The organism is Saccharopolyspora gloriosae (genome assembly GCF_014203325.1).
Lineage (GTDB): Bacteria > Actinomycetota > Actinomycetes > Mycobacteriales > Pseudonocardiaceae > Saccharopolyspora_C > Saccharopolyspora_C gloriosae.
This window is the reverse complement of sequence record NZ_JACHIV010000001.1, coordinates 6,055,565-6,070,330: the sequence shown is the minus strand read 5'-3', so window position 1 is coordinate 6,070,330 and position 14,766 is coordinate 6,055,565. Positions and strand designations below refer to the sequence as shown.

Annotated in this window: 13 protein-coding genes; 9 read left to right on the top strand and 4 right to left on the bottom strand. The window is 74.0% G+C overall.

What is annotated here, in order from left to right; all coding sequences use genetic code 11:
* Window positions 1-629 precede the first annotated feature (629 nt).
* Window positions 630-1,472 (bottom strand): SGNH/GDSL hydrolase family protein, encoded by an 843-nt coding sequence (locus tag BJ969_RS26330; RefSeq protein ID WP_184483410.1) that lies wholly within the window; start codon window positions 1,470-1,472, stop codon window positions 630-632.
* 317 nt (window positions 1,473-1,789) lie between these two features.
* Here BJ969_RS26330 and BJ969_RS30690 point away from each other — a divergent pair, with 317 nt between their 5' ends.
* The 4 genes from BJ969_RS30690 to BJ969_RS26315 all read left to right on the top strand — a co-directional run bounded on the left by BJ969_RS30690 (window position 1,790) and on the right by BJ969_RS26315 (window position 6,462).
* The gene (locus BJ969_RS30690) at window positions 1,790-1,912 is read left to right on the top strand and encodes a hypothetical protein (RefSeq protein ID WP_281398373.1); all 123 of its coding nucleotides are present in this window, start codon (window positions 1,790-1,792) and stop codon (window positions 1,910-1,912) included.
* Between the two features lie 527 nt (window positions 1,913-2,439).
* Window positions 2,440-4,821, top strand: a complete 2,382-nt coding sequence (locus BJ969_RS26325; RefSeq protein WP_184483408.1) for a hypothetical protein — start codon at window positions 2,440-2,442, stop codon at window positions 4,819-4,821.
* Between the two features lie 80 nt (window positions 4,822-4,901).
* Entirely contained in the window at window positions 4,902-5,606 is a 705-nt protein-coding gene (locus BJ969_RS26320; RefSeq protein WP_184483407.1) for an ESX secretion-associated protein EspG, read from the top strand.
* A 94-nt stretch (window positions 5,607-5,700) separates the two neighbouring features.
* Window positions 5,701-6,462 (top strand): DUF3159 domain-containing protein, encoded by a 762-nt coding sequence (locus BJ969_RS26315; protein WP_343071601.1) that lies wholly within the window; start codon window positions 5,701-5,703, stop codon window positions 6,460-6,462.
* A gap of 332 nt (window positions 6,463-6,794) precedes the next feature.
* Here the strand turns inward: BJ969_RS26315 and BJ969_RS26310 are convergent, their stop codons facing one another.
* Complete coding sequence (locus BJ969_RS26310; RefSeq protein ID WP_246457101.1) at window positions 6,795-7,742, bottom strand: N-acetylglucosamine kinase; 948 nt, start codon at window positions 7,740-7,742, stop codon at window positions 6,795-6,797.
* A 153-nt stretch (window positions 7,743-7,895) separates the two neighbouring features.
* Here BJ969_RS26310 and BJ969_RS26305 point away from each other — a divergent pair, with 153 nt between their 5' ends.
* Window positions 7,896-8,732, top strand: coding sequence for an amidohydrolase family protein (locus tag BJ969_RS26305; RefSeq protein WP_184483405.1), 837 nt, complete (start codon window positions 7,896-7,898; stop codon window positions 8,730-8,732).
* Window positions 8,733-9,024: 292 nt separating this feature from the next.
* Here the strand turns inward: BJ969_RS26305 and BJ969_RS26300 are convergent, their stop codons facing one another.
* Window positions 9,025-10,056, bottom strand: a complete 1,032-nt coding sequence (locus BJ969_RS26300; protein ID WP_184483403.1) for an SIS domain-containing protein — start codon at window positions 10,054-10,056, stop codon at window positions 9,025-9,027.
* Between the two features lie 302 nt (window positions 10,057-10,358).
* On the opposite strand from BJ969_RS26300, the gene BJ969_RS26295 reads away from it, so the two are divergent.
* Window positions 10,359-11,114: a GntR family transcriptional regulator gene (locus tag BJ969_RS26295; protein WP_184483401.1), complete on the top strand. Its 756-nt coding sequence runs from the start codon at window positions 10,359-10,361 to the stop codon at window positions 11,112-11,114.
* Here BJ969_RS26295 and BJ969_RS26290 read toward each other — a convergent pair.
* Complete coding sequence (locus BJ969_RS26290; RefSeq protein WP_184483399.1) at window positions 11,098-12,060, bottom strand: threonine ammonia-lyase; 963 nt, start codon at window positions 12,058-12,060, stop codon at window positions 11,098-11,100. The genes BJ969_RS26295 and BJ969_RS26290 overlap by 17 nt on opposite strands.
* Here BJ969_RS26290 and BJ969_RS26285 point away from each other — a divergent pair.
* The 3 genes from BJ969_RS26285 (at window position 12,059) to BJ969_RS26275 (ending at window position 14,683) form a co-directional block, all read left to right on the top strand.
* On the top strand, window positions 12,059-12,283 hold the full coding sequence (locus BJ969_RS26285) for a hypothetical protein (protein ID WP_184483397.1): 225 nt from the start codon (window positions 12,059-12,061) through the stop codon (window positions 12,281-12,283). The two genes, BJ969_RS26290 and BJ969_RS26285, sit on opposite strands and share 2 nt — an antisense overlap.
* Before the next feature lie 39 nt (window positions 12,284-12,322).
* Window positions 12,323-13,390, top strand: a complete 1,068-nt coding sequence (locus tag BJ969_RS26280; protein ID WP_184483395.1) for a hypothetical protein — start codon at window positions 12,323-12,325, stop codon at window positions 13,388-13,390.
* A gap of 174 nt (window positions 13,391-13,564) precedes the next feature.
* On the top strand, window positions 13,565-14,683 hold the full coding sequence (locus BJ969_RS26275; RefSeq protein ID WP_184483393.1) for a S1 family peptidase: 1,119 nt from the start codon (window positions 13,565-13,567) through the stop codon (window positions 14,681-14,683).
* Window positions 14,684-14,766: the final 83 nt, after the last annotated feature.

Sequence of the window (14,766 nt, the reverse complement as noted above, 5' to 3'; positions counted from 1 at the left end):
GGCCCGCACCGGGTGGCACTGGGGGAAATCCGAGGGGGGATTGCCGCCCGGCCGTCCCGGCCGAGCCCGTGCCAACGGGCGACGGTCGGGGCGGACGCTCCGAGCCCGGGGCGCTCGGAGCGATCCGGGAGGACGTGGGGGTGGGTGCGGACCTTTGGACTGGGGGATTCCAGAGGTCCGCACTTCGTCTTTCTCAGCCGAGGTGGGAAGTCTCGCTCGGCTTGACGTGCGGCGTCGGGCTGCCTCGCGGCGAAGCCGTGCCTGGGGCGAGCGAAGCGAAGTCTGCCTTGCGGCCGAAGGCCGTGCCTGTATTCGCGCAGCGAATAGCCCACGTCACAAAGCCGACCACCGGCGGGTTCTCAGTCGGTCTCTCGCGAGGACAGCTTTTTCCCTCGTGGCGGAGCCACTCGGGAAAAAGATCCCGCAGCGAGAGACCGACTGAGGTTCCGCTACCCGGACACCCCAGCAACACCAGCCGTGGAAGCAATCAGTAAACCCGACATTCCACGCACCACCGAAACCACACGCCCAAACCCGGGAAGGCTCTAAAACCCGACCCCACACGCCAAGCCGAACCCGACTCCACAACCGTGGCTTCGCCCACCCACCTGCGCGGCTTCGTCGCGAAGTCAGCGGGGGTGGGGGGATTCGTGGTCGGTTGTTCGGCCGGCGTTGGTGCAGAGGCGTTCGAGCTGCGGGCGCTTCGGGCCGCGACCGTCGCCGCTGGACCGGCCTCGGAGGCGGCGGACGATCCACGGGGCCAGGTGTTCCCGCGCCCACTGGATGTCCTCGGCGCGCTGCACGCGCCACGGGCGCGTCGGGAGTTCCGGCCACGGGGTGCGCCAGTCGTCGTCGATCTCGACGCCCAGCGCCTCGCAGGCCCGCACCGCCACCCGGCGGTGTCCCTCCGAGGACAGGTGCAGGCGGTCGTCGCTCCACGCCCGCGCGTCCTGCAGCACGCGCATCGACCACAGGTCCACGACGTAGCACCCGTGCTTGTCGGCGATGGCGCGCAAGTGCGCGTTGTAGGTGCCGACCTTACCGCGGACGCGCCGCAGCACGGGCGTCGTCGACGTGTCGAATCCGGTGCCGATCAGCACGTCCGAGCCGATCGCGTGCAGCCGGGTCACCGCGTCGTCGAACATCGCGGCCAGCTCGTCCGGGTCGCTGCCGGGACGGATGATGTCGTTGCCGCCGCCGACCAGCGACACCAGCGCGGGCCGCAGTTCCAGCGCCTGCGGCACCTGGTCTTCGGTGATCTGGCGCAGCAGCTTGCCGCGCACCGCGAGGTTCGCGTACCGCAGCCGCGGGTTCTGCGCCGTCAGGTGTTCCGCGAGTCGGTCCGCCCAGCCGCGGCACCCGCCGCCGGGGGACGGGTCGGCGAGCCCTTCGGTGAAGCTGTCGCCCAACGCCACGAAGCTCGGCCAGTTCGCCCGCCGCGCTCCGCCACCCGTGTACTCCCGGCCGTTCATCGGCCCTCCTCTTGCGCTTGCTGTCCTTCGCCCGGAGAACACACTGATCCTCCGAAGACGACCTACGCCACCGTCGGTTACGGACGAGTGATTAACGGCACCTCAACGTCTCGATTTTGTTCCGCGCAGGCGCGCGCCCACTCCGGCGGCACGATCCCGCCGGATGTGGGACACGCCGCACCTTGCCGAACAGGGGCGATGGATGGCACGCGCGTGCACCCGCGTGAATAAAGGTGGCTTACCGGGAAACGACGGTACGCCTCGAACGCGACTGCTAATGTCGCTCGGCGGTAACAGGAGGAACGAGGGGGCTCGTGATGTCGCGATCGACGCAGGTGGCGACCCTGCGCGAGGTGGGGGACACCGTCGCCGCAGTGGTCATCCGGCCCCTGGCGCGACCGACTGCCACCGGCGCGGACCACCAGGTGACAGGTGCCTGAGTGGGCAACGACGGCAGGACCGGGCACGTCGTCACGACGGTGCCCGTCGCACTGATGCGGCACGTCCGGGCGAGGGGCCCGCGGCGACCGCAGTGCATCCGAGAGCTGGGGGAGAAGTGACGTCACCGCACAATCCGGCGGCGCCGGGACCGGCGGGTCATCCGCCGCCCGCCGCGCCGCGCCGGGCGGCCGAACCGGGCGGCGCCCCCCGGCACCTGCCTCCGGCGCGGGACGCCGGGCGCCGTGACTCCGCCCCCGCCGGGCAGCTGGGACGACCCGCGCCCGGCGTCGCGACGCGACGCCCGGCGCCCCCGGCGCGGCAGGCGAACGGATCCGGTGGTGCCGCCCGGATCGGCGGCGAACTCGGGCCCGACGCCGCATTCCGGAGCGAACGGCCCTCGCCGCCCGAATTCGGCTCCCGTCCGGTCGATGAATCCTTTTCGGCGGGTGAGACCGTCATTTCCCGGGAATCCCTGATTTCCGAAGAGTCCCATTATTCCGAATCGCTTCTCGGTGGTGAGCACCTGATGTCCGGGGATTTCCGGGAGTCCGGTGACGGGACGCCGCACGACGCGGCGGACTCGCCCGGTGCTGACGGCGCGCACGGCGAACCGCGCCGGTCCTCGCCCGAGTTCCGGCGCGTCGGCGACCTCCAATCCTCCGGCGAGCTCCCCGTGCCACCCGGGCCCGGCGAACTCCGGCCCCCGGAGCAGCCACCGCAGGCCGACCCGGCGCGGGCCGCCGACCGGCCGCGGCGACCGGGCCGCCCGGCGCCTCCGAGCGGGCCGCCGTCCGCGGACCCGCCGCCGTCCCGGCCGCAGCCCCCGGAACGCCCCGGGATGCCGGTGCGCGGCGTGCTCGGATCGGTCGGGGAGCTGGCGCCCCAGGGCGAACTCCGCGCGGGCGAGCTCCACCCGGACCAGTCGCCCGCGCGGCACGACGAGGCTCGCCGCCCCGCCGCACCCCGCCCGCCCGCCCGGCCGGGCGGGTTCGACCTGCGCTCCGAGTTCGCGGCGCTCGCCGCCGAACCCGACCCGTTCGCGCTCTGGGAGCGCATCGAGCGGCTCGGCGAACGATTCGTGCACGAGCGGCGCAGGCCGGCGCCCCGGCCGCGGCCGGTGCAGCCGGAACGACCGGAACCGGCTGGGGGGACCTCCGCGCTCTCCGGTGATCTGGCCGGTCCCGCGGAACCGCCCCGGCCCGCCGAGGCAGGCCCCGCCGACCAGCGGGACGGCAACCGGCCCAGCGGGTTCTCCGGACCGCTGACGGGAGCGCTGCCGCAGCCCGGAACCGAGGCGGCCGCCGACGAACCGCCTCGGCAGCCGAGCCGCCCGCCCGAGTCGCCGCACGACCGCACCCGGCCAGCCGCCGGACCGCGCCCGCTGCCGCAGGTGCCGCCGCGCCCGTCCGAGCTCGACGCGGGTTCCGCCCCGGCGGGACCGACGTCGGGACGGCTGCCCGTGCCGGAGCCCCCCGCGCCGCCGCACGCCGGTGAGCCGGGCCCCGTGCCGCACTCCTCCGGGCAGCTCCCGGTCGGCCCGCCGCCCGCCGGGCCCGCGATCGGCCAGCACGGGGAGCAGGCCGGGCCGCAGCTCGCCGGGCCGCCTCCGGCCGGGCCGCAGCAGTCCGGGCCGCCGCCGGTGTTCCACGGACCGCCCGCGCACGAGCAGGACCGGCCACCGCGGCCCGAGACCCGGTCGGGGCGGCGGCACGCCGACCCCGAGCAGCCGGAACCCGAGGACCTGTTCGGCCTGCCGGAGGCCCCGGCCGCGCCGGGCGGCCTGATCGGGCCACCCGGTGAGGTCGAGGACCCGCCGCGGCCCGGTGTGCCCGCGGCGGGTCCGCCGCGCCTCGCCCCGGACCAGCAGCCGGGGCACCGCGCGGGCCCACCGCCGATGCCGCAGCGCGCTCCCGGACGGGAGCCGCACCCGGACGCCGCCCGCGAGGTGCCGCCCGGTCGCCCACCGCTCCCGCCGGAGGCCGTCCAGCGGACCGAGCCGATGTCGCCGTCGGGCGGCATGCCGTTGCCGCCCAGAGCGGAACCGGCGTCGCCGCCGCGCGGCATGCCGATGCCACCGCCCGGAGCGGGGCAGGCACCGCCGCCCGCCGGAGCGCCGATGCCGCCGGAGGCCGGTCCGCCGCCCGGTGGCCCGGAGCCGATGTCGCCGCCGCGTGGCATGCCGATGCCGCCTCCTGGCGCCGACGCCGGGCAGCGGCCTCCCGCCGCGCGTCCGGGGCCGCCGCCCGCCGGGCCGCGTCCGGACGGTCCGCCGATCCCGGCGGGTCCGCCGCCGGGGGCCGGTGCCCGCCCGCCGATGCCCGGGACGCAGCCGCCCCCGCCGCCACCACAGCAGGCGACACAGCAGCCTCCGCAGCCGCAACCCGGGCAGCCGCAGCCTGGGCAGCAACCAGCGCCGCAGCAGCCCGGGCAGCCGCAACCGCCGCAGCAGCCCGTCCAGCATCAGCCTGGGCAACCGCCGCAGCAGCCCCCGTCGCCGCAGCCGGCGCCGCAGCAGGGCCCCGACCAGCAGCGGCCCGACCAGCGCGGCGGGGAGCAGCCGAACCAGCAGCGGCCCGAGCCGCAGCAGCCTCCGCAGCGGCAGATCGACCGTTACGAGTCGCGTCCCGATGGCGGCTTCGGCCCGATGGGTTCCAAGGCGCGGACGTCCTCCTCGCGCGGGCGAGGCTCCCGCCGCACGTCCTGGGCGGCGTCCGACGAGGTCCAGCAGGAGTCCCGCGAGAAGGAGTACAGCACCGGCGGTTACCGGCCGGGCGAATCCGGACCGAACGAGCGGGGCCCGCAGTTCCTGCTCGAAGCCGACGACGGTTACGACGAGGAGTACGGCAGCGGGCGCCTGGTGGCGCCCCCGGTGCTCGGCGAAGCCCCGCCGGGATACCGCGACTTCTGACGCGCGCCGCGCTCTGATCCCCTGGTTCACCGGCGGGCTCCGCGCGAGCCCGCCGTACCGAAGGTGAGATACGACAGCCGATGGTCGACACGATCGCCCTCTCCCTGCCCGCCGTGGATGTGCTCGGCGAGCAGCTCAACCTGGACGTCCGGCAGTACCCGTTCGAGCTGTCCCGGCCGGAGGAGTCCGCCGAGGAACGCGCCCGGCTGGTGCGGCAGGTGTGGGGAGAGCTGGAATCCTCGGGCCTCGCCGTCGACGGCCGCCCGGAACCCGAGGTCGAGGACGCGCTGTACCTGCTGTGCGGGTCCGAGGTGTCCATCGCCGCCGCCGGTCTGGTCGACGTGCGCAGCGGGCAGCGGCTCGCCGCGCGCGTCGTCGCGACGGGTGAGGTGGGCGTGGTGGGAGTGCTCGACGGGCGCCGGTTGCACCTGGAGTTCCTCGACCCGCACGACCTGCCGGAGGTGTGCGCGGACCTGTTGCCGCAGGCCCCGGCGGCGGTGGGCGAACCGGTCCGGGCCGAGCGCACCGCCCGGCCCCGGGCGCTGGAGGAGATCATGAGCCGGCCGCGGCACCGGATCGGTCACTTCCTGGTCTCCGGGGCCGACCGGCGGGCCGGTGCCGCCGCGCACCCCGGACTGACCTGGTTCGACAACGACCTGGGCCGGTTCACGCTGTTCGGCGAGCCGGCCCCGGACGGCCGCGACGTGCTGACCTGCGCTCCCGCCGACCGGGCCGCGATCGTCGACCGCCTGGCCGATCTCCTCTCCCTGGTGGCCCACGACTGAGCCGCGGTCCGCGGGGCGTCGTTCGGTGTGATTCGTCGCGGCGACCGATCGGTGGGTGCGTCGACGGCCGCCGGTGCGGCAGGCTGGAGGTGTGATGCGGGATCGGCAGACCGGGCGGGCGCGCACCGCCGCGGAATCGGGCGGCCGGGAATCGGGCGTCCCGGAACCAGGTGCGGAGCGGGATTCGCTGATGCGGCTGCTCGGCGGACGCACGAGCGCGCTGGACGCGAGCCTGCCGCCGGTGCTGTTCGGGCTCGGCTGGTACCTCGGCGGTGAGTCCATCGCCGCCGGTGGCGCGGCGGCCGTCGCGGTCGGCGCGGTGCTCGGCGGGTGGCGGCTGCGCAACGGCGCCCGCCCGCTGGCGGTGCTGGTGAGCCTGCTGGCGGTGCTGCTGGGCGCGGTGATCGCGCTCTACACCGGCAACGCGGCGGACTTCTTCCTCGCGCGGCTGGTCACCAACGCCGTGAGCGCCCTGATGTGGATGGTGAGCATCGCGGCCCGGTGGCCGCTGCTGGGCGTCGTGGTGGGCACCCTGCTGGGGCAGGGGCGAACCTGGCGGCGTGATCCGGCGCTGCTGCGCGCCTACAGCCTGGCGAGCTGGGTGTGGGTCGGGCAGTACGTGGTGCGGTTGCTGGTGTTCATCCCGCTGTGGCTGGGCGGCGCGGTGCTGGCGTTGAGCGCGGCGCAGGCGATCCTCACCTGGCCGCTGGTGGCCGTGTGCATCGCGGGGAGCTGGTGGGTGCTGCGACGCGCCCTGCCCGCCGACCACGCCGGGATCCGCCACCCGCGGGTCGCGGACGAACCCGCGACCGCCGCGAGCGGCGAACTCCGCTCCGCGGCGGACGGCGACGACTGACCGCCGCCGAGCCCTGGCGATCCCCGTCACGGATGTGGACAACCCGACCGCACTGACCACCACTCCAAGCCCTCCGAACCCGGTCGAACCTCGTGAAATCTCGCGCAGTTTCGCGAGGAATCAGAGCCGAACGTCCACCGCGACGAGGCTCGGCGGCGGGCGAAGTGCCAGCGCACCAGGGGTGTTCGCCGGTGCGGGGCGAGGGTGGGGGGCGTTTGGTTCCTCGTGAAATCGCGGAAGTAGTCCCCCCAGCGGCGTGATCCGTCCACAGCTCCGGTGCTGCCGGTGGGGGTGTGGATGAGCCGCGGGCCGTCGGCGTTGCCCGGGGCCGCTCAGATGCCCGGGTAGCGGGGGGCGTCCGGGGTGAGGTCGAGGGCGGCGAGCCAGGCCGCACCGGCGGCGCCCGGCCCGGCCAGGTGCAGCGGCGTGCCGGGCAGCCGGGCGCCGAGCTCCGCGCGCAGGGCGGTGCCGACCGGGTTGCCCTCGGCGGTGAGCCCACCGGCCAGCACGACCGGCCCGGAGCCCCCGGCCCGCACGGCCGTGCCGGCGAGTTCGACGGCAGCGCGCCCCACGATGTCCGCGCCTGCCGGGTTGCCGTCCGCGCAGGCAGCGGTGACCAGCGGCGCGAGCTCGGCGAGCCGGATCGGCGGCGCCCCGTTCACCGCGGTGATCAGCTGCTTGCGGACCCGGACCGGCTCGTCGCCCGGTTCGCCGTCGAGCGCGGTCACCAGCACGGCGCGGGCGAGCCCTTCCGGCGCGGTTCCCGTGTCCAGGGTGCGCAGCGCGTGCCGGACGGCTTCCCTGCCGAGCCAGAACGCGGACCCCTCGTCGCCGAGCAGCCAGCCGTGCCCGCCCGCGGAGGCCACCTCCCGGTGGCCCTCGATGCGGGCGGCGATGGCGCCGGTCCCGGCGATGAGGACGGTCCCGGCACCGGCGGCGGTGCCCGCGGCGAACGCCACCTCGCAGTCGCTGACGATCCGCACCGGGCAGTGCAGGCCGAGCGAGTTCCAGCCCTGCTCGAACAGTCCCGCCACCCGCGGATCCGTCATGGCGCTCACCCCGGCCATGCCGAGGACCGCGGAACCCACGGCGCTCCCGTCGAGGTCGCCGAGCGCGGCGCGGGCCGCGGCGGTGACCTGCGCGACGGCGTCCTCCGGGGGGTGCGAGTTCGGGTTGCCGCCGCCCGCGTCGCCGCTGCCCACGAGCCGGCCGCTCAGGTCGCCGACCTGGGCGCGGCTGGAGGTACCGCCGATGTCGAGGCCGAGCACTAGGTCCCGCATGGGTTCCGTTGTACCGGAGGGCAGGGGCATCGCGGGGGTGATCGGCGCGTTCACCGGCCGGTCATCCCGGCCCTGCGCCGAGCCGGGCAGCGGGCACGGGCCACACTGTGGGATCGATCGTCGGGGCCGATGCGGCCGGGGAAGGACGAAGCGATGACCGTCGACGCGCACCACCACCTGTGGGACATCGACGTCCGGGACCAGCCGTGGATCACCGGGCCCGAGCGGGAGGCGTTGCACCGCGATTTCCGGCCTTCCGACCTGGCCGACGCGATCCGCGGCACCTCGGTGGACACGACGGTGCTGGTGCAGACCGTCGCCGACCCGGACGAGACGCCGGAGATGCTGGTGCTGGCCGATTCGGTGCAGTGCATCGGCGCGGTCGTCGGCTGGGTGGACCTCACCGCGCGCGGCGTGCGGGAACGGCTCGGCGCGCTGCTGTCGCACCCGGCGGGCCGCTGGTTGAAGGGCATCCGGCACCCGGTCGAGTTCGAAGCGGACCCGGACTGGCTGATCAGGCCGGACGTGCTGCGCGGGCTCGCGGCGGTGGAGGACGCCGGGCTGGTGTTCGAGCTGCTGGTGCGCCCGCACCAGCTCCCCGCGGCGATCAAGGCGGTGGGCGAGTTCCCGCAGCTGACCTTCGTGCTGGACCACTGCGGCAAGCCGCCCGTCGACGGCGATGCGCGGCGGTGGGAGTCGCTGGTGCGGCGGCTGGCGGAACATCCGAACGTGCTGTGCAAGCTCTCCGGCCTGGTCACCGAGTCCGGGCAGCGACCGCCGGACGTGGAGGTGCTGCGGCCGTGCGTCGAGGTGGTGCTGGACGCGTTCGGGCCGGGCCGGTTGATGTTCGGCTCGGACTGGCCGGTGTGCACGTCGGCGGCTTCCTACCGGGAGGTCCTGCGGCTGGCCGCGCAGCTGGTGGGCGGGCTCTCGCAGCGGGAGCGGACGGCGATCTTCGACGGCACCGCGCGCCAGGTCTACGAGCTCTGATCACCCGGCTCGGTGCCGACCGGCTCGTCCCGATCACGGCCGGTGATCCGAGTTGATCGCGGGCCGGTCGCGTTTTCCTCCATCTCAGCGGTGGTCATTTGTGACCCGTTCGGCGTAATCTGACGCTGCCCGCCTCACCCCGCCCCCTCGGTGAGGCGGGCTCCTACTTTTCCGCTGCGCACGGGCCAGACGCAGCGGGTTTGCCGTTCGGGACCGTTTTGGCAGGTCTCGGCACCAATGGCGGGATCGGGGCCGGTGCTTCGTCCGAAAAGACGAGTGGCTCCGGAACGGATCAGCGGGTGCGGGTGACCTTGGACAGCCCGCGCGGCCGGTCCGGGTCGCCGCCGCGGGCGACCGCGAGCCGCAGCGCGAGCCGCTGCACCGGGAGGATCTCCAGGACCGGCGCGAGCTCCTCGGCGCAGGCGGGCACCGGGATGTGGTGCGCCGCGGCCGGTCCGGAACCGAGGGTGCAGACGTCGGCGCCGCGCTCCCGGACCGCGTCGAGCACGTCGCGCATCGCCGCGCCGCCCTTGCCTTCGCCGCTGACCGCGAGCACCGCCGTCTCGGCGTCCACGGCGGCCACCGGTCCGTGCAGCAGGTCCGCTCCGCTGTAGGCGCGGGCGGGCAGGTAGCTCGTCTCGGCCAGCTTCAGCGCGGCCTCCAGCGCCGTGGCCAGCGAGTAGCCGCGGGCGGTGGTCACCAGCCGCCCGGCGAACCGGTAGCGGTGCACCGCCTCGGCCACCGCGTCGGAGCTCTCGTCCAGCGTCCGCCGCGCCAGGTCGGGCAGGGCCGCGGCGTCCTGGCCGGTGCCGCCGCGCACCGCGTCGATCAGCAGGTACAGCGCGAGCAGGGTGGCGCTGTAGGTCTTCGTCGCGGCCACCGCCTGCTCCTGGCCGGCGCGGATGTCCACGGCGAGTTCGGCGGTGGAGTTCAGCGTGGAGCCGGGCGTGTTCGTGATCGCGACGGTGGTGGCGCCGCGACGGCGGGCCGAGTCGGTGACCTCGATCAGGTCGGGGGAGCCGCCGCTCTGGCTGACGGTCAGCAGCAGCACGTCGCTGAGGTCGGGCTGCGCTCCGTAGAGCGTGGTGGTGGAGGGCGAGACGAGTCCGGTGGGCAGCTGCAGCAGGACTTCGATCAGGTACTTGGCGTAGAGCGCCGCGTGATCGCTGGAGCCGCGGGCCGCCAGCAGCGCGAAGCGCGGTTTGCGCTGCGCGATGGTGGCCGCGACGGCGGCGATGTCGGTGCCGGCGAGCAGGTCGGCGAAGATCCGCGGCTGCTCGTCGATCTCGGCTCGCATGCTCTGGCCGGGGTTCGCCTCGCTCATGGGTGCCTCTCACTCGGCCGATTAGGTCTAGACCAATGCTAGCGAACGTGCCGCTTTCCCGAGAGTGACCCGTGTGACACTCCTGCTGCCACCCGGCGTTCGCCTCAAGATCACCAATGTGGGAAAACTGGGGAGAACGTGATGATCGTGCCGTTGTTCAGGCATGCTGGACAGTCCTGGCGCGGTGTGCGGTGAGCCGCCCGGAGCCACCGCTCGTGCGGGGTGAGGGCTCCACCGGGCCGTGCGCGGGAGACGCGGTCGCGGCCACCACGTCAGGGCGAGGCTCGGCGGTAGGAGGACAGATGCTGGAAACGTCGGTGTCCGGCGGGGCGGACACCCCGGTGCGCGCGCAGCGCGAACCCAAGTACTGGGGGCTCAAGCAGCACCTGCTGGACATGCTGCGCTCGCTGCCGCCGGGATCACCGATCCCGACCGAGCGCGCGCTGGCCGCGGAGTTCGACGTCTCCCGCACCACGGTGCGCCAGGCGCTCGCCGAACTCACCGTCGAAGGCAGGCTGCTGCGGGTGCAGGGCAAGGGCACCTTCGCGGCGAAGCCGAAGGTCGCGCAGCGGCTGCAGCTGTCCAGCTACACCGAGGACATGCGCGCCCAGGGCCGCCAGCCCACCTCCCGGCTGCTGGAGGTCGTGGAGGAACCCGCCGACCACGAGCTCGCCACCCTGCTCGGCACCCGTCCGGGCGCGACGGCCCTGCGGTTGCGGCGGTTGCGGCTCGCCGACGGGGAGCCGATGGCCATCGAGACCACGCACCTGGCGCTGTCCCGCTTCCGGGGCCTGACCACCCGGCTGGAATCGGGCGGGTCGCTGTACCGGGTGCTGCGGGAGCACTTCGGCGTGGAGCTCGGGCACGCCGACGAGACCATCGAGACCGCGCTGGCCAGCCCGGAGGAGGCCGAGACGCTCGGCGCCGACGTGGGCCTGCCGATGCTGCTGCTTTCCCGGCACTCCTTCGACGCCGCCGGTGAACCCGTCGAATGGGTCCGCTCGATCTACCGCGGCGACCGGTACAAGTTCGTCGCCCGCCTCAACCCTCCGAAGTGAGCAGGTTCGCGAGCTCTCCCGCGTCGATGTTGCCGCCGGAGACGACCGCGACCGTGCGGCCCGGCGGCAGCCGCCGGTGCAGGCAGGCGGCGACCGAGACGGCACCGCTGCGCTCGGCCACGATCCGGGCTCGCCGAGCCAGGTGAGCGACGGCGGCGTCGATCTCCGCCTCGGAGACGGTGACGATGTCGTCCACCCGGTCCAGCAGGTGCCGGAAGGTCAGCTCGGAAGGCTGCGCGGTGAGGCCGTCGGCGCCGGTGCGGGTGCGCAGCTCGATCGGCCAGGACACCCGGCGGCCCGCGTGCAGGCTCTCGCGCGCGTCCGCCGCCAGCTCCGGCTCCACGCCGATGATCTTCGCCGCGGGCCGCCGCGCGCGGATGGCCGTGGCGACCCCGGACAGCAGGCCGCCGCCGCTGACCGGCACCACCACCACGTCCACCTCCAGGTCCGCCGCGATCTCCAGGCCGACGGTGCCCTGGCCCGCGATGACGGCGAGATCGTCGAACGGCGGCACCAGCGTCGCTCCGCGCTCGGCGGTGATCCGCTGCGCGGTGCTCTCCCGGTCGGCCACGTCCACCGCCACGACCTCGGCGCCCAGCTCCCGCGCGGCGGCGATCTTCGCGGCCGGTGCGGTGTGCGGCACGACCACCGTCGCGGGGACGCCGAAGGCGTGCGCGGCGTGGGCCACGGCGCGGGCGTGGTTCCCGCTGGAGTAGGCGACGACGCCGCGGGCCCGGACCGGCTCCGGCAGCGCGGCGATCGCGTTCAGCGCGCCGCGGATCTTGAACGCGCCGGTCGGTTGCAGGTTCTCCGGTTTCACCCAGATCTCCCGGTCCTCGATCCCGATCAGCGGGAGCAGCGGGGTGCGGACCACGGCCGACGGCCCCGCGACGGTGCTGATGCGGCGCTGAGCGGCCTCGACGTCCTGCGGTGTCACCAAGTCCATGACCGCGATCATGGCCGATCCCGGCGCATCCGCCCAGCGGTCCGCTGACCTGCGGCGCGGCAAGGCCGCCGAACAGCCGTCCGCCCGGTTCGGAATTCGATCGTCCATAGTGCTCAATTCCGCACTGATCTTCGTGGAAACCGCGCCGTTACCGCGTTACCCGAAGTGGCAGTTATCACGAAAGCGCAACGATCGGGAGAATCGCGGCGAGATCAACCGTTGACGGAGTCAGAGAGAGCGCGCCGAAGTAAGTAGGAGCCACATGGCGAAGGGGAATTCCGAACGGGGGGCGACCGGAGCCGACGACAACGACGAGGCCGCGGAAAAGAAATCCAAGAAGATCGAATTGTCCGGCGCTCAGGTCACCGGTGGCGCCCTCGCATCGGTGACCGCCGCGTTCCTCGGGTCGTACCTCGGGGTCGCGGGCACCGTGTTCGGTGCCGGATTGACCAGCGTCGTCATCACCGTCGGCGGTGCCCTGTACCAGCGTTCGCTGGAGACCACCAAGGAGAAGCTGGAGACCACCAAGGACAAGCCGAACGTCCTCGCCGCCCGCGCGGCGCTCAAGCGCGCCACCAAGGTGACCCTCCAAGCGCCACCGCCGCCGCGCCCGCGCGAGCGCGCGATCACCGGCACCACGCCGCCCCGGGCTCCCGCGGAGGAGGCCACCCGCAAGATCCAGGTGCCCGGCGCGATGCAGTGGCCGGGCGGTGAGCAGGTCGAACACGACCCCGACGCGACCAGGCGGATGGACACCGGCGCGGCGGAGGCCGAAGCCAGGACCCGGATGCTCGCCTGGAACGACGCGGCGAACAAGGACGACGCGACCCGCCAGGTCGAGGCCGTCGAGGAGCGGGTGACCGAACCCGCGCCTCGGGTCGGCCGCGGCATCCGCTGGGGCGTCGTGGCCGTGACCAGCGCGCTCATGTTCGGGCTCGGCATGCTGGTGATCACCGGGTTCGAAGGGGTCCTCGGCAAGCCGCTCTCCGGCGGCGACCGCGGCACCACCATCGGCCGCGTGCTCACCCCGGCGGCGAAGCAGGGCGAGCAAGCGCGCGCGCCGCAGCAGGAGGAGTCCGCGGAACCGAGCTCCACGCGGCGGTCGGAACCCAGCACCTCCACCTCATCCGAGCCGTCCGGCGGCGAGCAGACCGCGCCCGGCGAGCCCGGCGAATCCGGGCAGAGCGACGCGACGGAACCGACCCGCGAAACCGGCGGATCCGAAGCCCCGGCCACCGGGGAGACCACCGGCGCCGAACAGCCGCAGGAGTCGGGAGCCGACGTTCCCGGCGGCGAGATCGGGCAGCGGGAAAGGGTCGACGCTCCGTGATCGAATAGCAGCTGATGGTGATGATTCCCGGTTATCCCGCTCAAAAGCGGGTTAACCGGGATTTCTTCGTCGATTGATGCGGCGAAAGGAGGATGTGCGGATCGGTGGTCCCCACCAATACTGCTCCCCGTCGGGATCTTTGAGCCCCACCTCAAGGAGTAGGGAGACCAACCTATGACGCGCAAGCTCGCGGCCAGAGTGGCCGGGACGATCGTGCTGGCCGCCGGAACCGTCGCCGCCTTCACCATGCCCGCCTCGGCCACCGTCGCACCCGCGCCGGAGAAGGCCGCCACCCAGCTCGAAGCCATGCAGCGCGACCTCGGCCTCACCGCCGACCAGGCGCAGGCCCGGCTGCACAGCGAGGCCATCGCCAACACCGCGAACCAGACGCTGCGCGGCTCGCTCGGCGAGGCGTTCGGCGGCTCCCGCTACGACGCCGACCTGGGCAAGCTCGTCGTCGGCGTCACCGACGCGAACCTGATCGACCAGGTTCGGGCCGCCGGAGCCGAAGCGAAGCTGGTCGAGTACAGCACCGCGCAGCTCGGCGGAGTCGTGGACGGCCTCAACGCCCACCAGGCCCCGCAGGGCGTCACCGGGTGGTACCTCGACTCGGCCGCCAACTCGGTCGTGCTCACCGCCGCCACCGGTTCGGCCGCCACGGCCACCGAGTTCGTGCGCTCCACCGGCGTGGACCAGCAGGCCGTGCGGGTCGTCGAATCCGAGGAAGCCCCGCGCATCCTCGCCGACGTGGTCGGCGGCAACGCCTACATGATCGGCAGCGGCGCCCGCTGCTCCATCGGTTTCTCCGTCGAAGGCGGCTTCGTCAGCGCCGGGCACTGCGGTAGCGAGGGCGACACGACCAGCACGCCGTCGGGCACCTTCGCCGGTTCCTCGTTCCCGGGCGACGACTACTCCTACGTGGAGACCGCGTCCGGCGAGACCCCCCAGCCGCTGGTGAACGACTACGCGGGCGGCACCGTCGGCGTCGGCGGTTCGACCGAGGCCGCCGAAGGCGCCTCGATCTGCCGCTCCGGTTCCACCACCGGCTGGCACTGCGGCACCGTCGAAGCCAAGAACCAGACGGTGAACTACGCCGAAGGCACCGTCGAGGGCCTCACCCGAACCGACGTGTGCGCCGAGCCCGGTGACTCCGGCGGTTCGTGGCTGTCCGACGACCAGGCGCAGGGCGTGACCTCCGGTGGTTCGGGCGACTGCACCAACGGCGGTACCACGTACTTCCAGCCGGTCAACGAGATCCTGGACGCCTACGGCCTCACCCTGCTCACCCAGTGAGCCAGGGGGCCCGGACCTGCCCCTCAGATCCGGGTGACGCCTGATCCAGCCCAGAACGAGCTGCACCTCAGCCCCACGAGGTG

Excerpts from the sequence above, each read along its gene's own strand:
- BJ969_RS26280 (WP_184483395.1), top strand. The coding sequence starts at position 12,323 with ATGGCGAAGGGGAATTCCGAACGGGGGGCGACCGGAGCCGACGACAAC.
- BJ969_RS26310 (WP_246457101.1), bottom strand. The coding sequence starts at position 7,742 with ATGCGGGACCTAGTGCTCGGCCTCGACATCGGCGGTACCTCCAGCCGC.
- BJ969_RS26290 (WP_184483399.1), bottom strand. The coding sequence starts at position 12,060 with ATGGACTTGGTGACACCGCAGGACGTCGAGGCCGCTCAGCGCCGCATC.
- BJ969_RS26325 (WP_184483408.1), top strand. The coding sequence starts at position 2,440 with ATGTCCGGGGATTTCCGGGAGTCCGGTGACGGGACGCCGCACGACGCG.
- BJ969_RS26330 (WP_184483410.1), bottom strand. The coding sequence starts at position 1,472 with ATGAACGGCCGGGAGTACACGGGTGGCGGAGCGCGGCGGGCGAACTGG.
- BJ969_RS26285 (WP_184483397.1), top strand. The coding sequence starts at position 12,059 with ATGACCGCGATCATGGCCGATCCCGGCGCATCCGCCCAGCGGTCCGCT.
- BJ969_RS26320 (WP_184483407.1), top strand. The coding sequence starts at position 4,902 with ATGGTCGACACGATCGCCCTCTCCCTGCCCGCCGTGGATGTGCTCGGC.
- BJ969_RS26315 (WP_343071601.1), top strand. The coding sequence starts at position 5,701 with ATGCGGGATCGGCAGACCGGGCGGGCGCGCACCGCCGCGGAATCGGGC.
- BJ969_RS26300 (WP_184483403.1), bottom strand. The coding sequence starts at position 10,056 with ATGAGCGAGGCGAACCCCGGCCAGAGCATGCGAGCCGAGATCGACGAG.
- BJ969_RS26305 (WP_184483405.1), top strand. The coding sequence starts at position 7,896 with ATGACCGTCGACGCGCACCACCACCTGTGGGACATCGACGTCCGGGAC.
- BJ969_RS26295 (WP_184483401.1), top strand. The coding sequence starts at position 10,359 with ATGCTGGAAACGTCGGTGTCCGGCGGGGCGGACACCCCGGTGCGCGCG.
- BJ969_RS30690 (WP_281398373.1), top strand. The coding sequence starts at position 1,790 with ATGTCGCGATCGACGCAGGTGGCGACCCTGCGCGAGGTGGGGGACACC.
- BJ969_RS26275 (WP_184483393.1), top strand. The coding sequence starts at position 13,565 with ATGACGCGCAAGCTCGCGGCCAGAGTGGCCGGGACGATCGTGCTGGCC.